The organism is Alteromonas sp. ALT199 (genome assembly GCF_018619335.1).
Taxonomy (GTDB): domain Bacteria; phylum Pseudomonadota; class Gammaproteobacteria; order Enterobacterales; family Alteromonadaceae; genus Alteromonas.
The window spans coordinates 713-2267 of record NZ_JAHHDX010000171.1 but is presented as its reverse complement, the minus strand read 5'-3'; the positions used below and the strand labels follow the sequence as shown (position 1 = coordinate 2267).

The 1555-nt window shown below is 42.1% G+C and carries 2 protein-coding genes; both read left to right on the top strand.

The features are described 5' to 3' along the window. Positions 1 to 73 precede the first annotated feature (73 nt). Positions 74 to 610 (top strand): potassium channel family protein, encoded by a 537-nt coding sequence (locus KL866_RS19390; protein WP_214996582.1) that lies wholly within the window; start codon positions 74 to 76, stop codon positions 608 to 610. Between the two features lie 131 nt (positions 611 to 741). Beyond that, the gene (locus KL866_RS19385) at positions 742 to 1065 is read left to right on the top strand and encodes an energy transducer TonB (protein ID WP_214996581.1); all 324 of its coding nucleotides are present in this window, start codon (positions 742 to 744) and stop codon (positions 1063 to 1065) included. The last annotated feature ends 490 nt before the right edge of the window (positions 1066 to 1555 follow it).

Sequence of the window (1555 nt, the reverse complement as noted above, 5' to 3'; positions counted from 1 at the left end):
CATTATGCCCCACATGCCTGTGCCCCTTATCTAGAAGTTAGACTAACGTGGTGAATTACAAGGAAGTAAACCATTGATTAAGTTCCTCAAGAAAAAACTTAAAGAAAGCGAGCTATTTCAATTATTCAGTAATGACAATGAATACCGCAGCCTTGTTCTGGGTTTAACAATCATTTGTATATTTTTTTGGGCTACTGCTTGGTGGTCACCTTGGCCATTCATTGTAATAAACATAATTTCAGCGTTTTTAGGTAAAGGCGCGTTTACTGGTTGGGGTGACACCATTAAACGATGGCACCAGCCTGATTGTCATCCAAAATTTATTGCGCTGACGGTATTCACAGTACTAATACTTTCAATAAAATTATTTGCTGCCCTCTACATGTTAGGTAAAGTAGCCGATTCAAATGGAAATATTATTAGCAGTGTTTGGGATCATGTTTACTTCAGTACTGTAACCGTTACGACACTTGGTTATGGAAATATTGTACCCGCAAATACTTTTACAGAAGTGGTAGCCTCTATTCAGGCTATCATCGGCTTTTCAGGTTTCGCGGCTTTAACAGGTGTTGTAGTGTCGGTGGCTTATCGCAGAACTGCGGGCGGTTAGTCTAACAAACCACTCAAGCCACTCGCTCTGCTCGCTGGGACGCTAACACATGGGCTGCGTCACTTCGTTCCTAATTTTAGCCCATGTATTAGCGCCCCTTAGTGGGTAGTTAGTTCCCAATAGGACAGTTTATGAAAAAGGAAATTTTGATTTTAGCTACTCTCTTCTTTAGCTTCTTAAGTTACCCAGCCATCGCGATTGATAAAGGTGCGCCTGAAACTCAAGATAGTGCTCCGACTGAAGGTTGGGTTAAACTCTCATTTGAAATTAGTGAAACGGGTAAAACTGAGAACATTCAAGTGATTGAGTCTTCGCCTGCAGGGTATTTTGACGCAGAAGCAATCAAAGCACTTGCTAGCTGGAAATATAAACCAAAGGTTGTAAATGGAACCTCTGTTAGGCAGTTTGACCAATTTGTACAATTAGATTTTGCTATTGAAGAAGATGGGAACTAACAAACCAATAAACACACTCGCTTCGCTCGCTGGGACGCCTACTTGCTGCGGCTTCGCAATTCTCGCAGCAAGCATTCGCCCGTTATCGGGGCGTTATGTAGCTTGAAGGATATGGACATTCACAATGCAGAATAAACTAGTCATGGCCTTAGGAACTCTTCCTAGATATCTAGCATTTCAGTTGTTTTTCCTTACGTATGTGCTCTCTATCTTTATCCATGCACCTGAACCATCTCCTAAAATTTATCAATCCGGGATGTTTTTTTATCTTCTCCCTTTAGCGATGGCTATGGTAGTAACACACTTTGGCTACATAACTGCTAGAAGTGGGAACGTAAGCAAAACACAGTATTTACAAGCATGCGGGATTTTTGTGCTCTACGGATTTATCTGGCATGCTCTTTTTTAAAACGCTACATAACAACTCAATCAACTCGCTCACTACGTTCGCTGGGACGCATACACGCGGGGCGGCTTCGCCATTATGCCC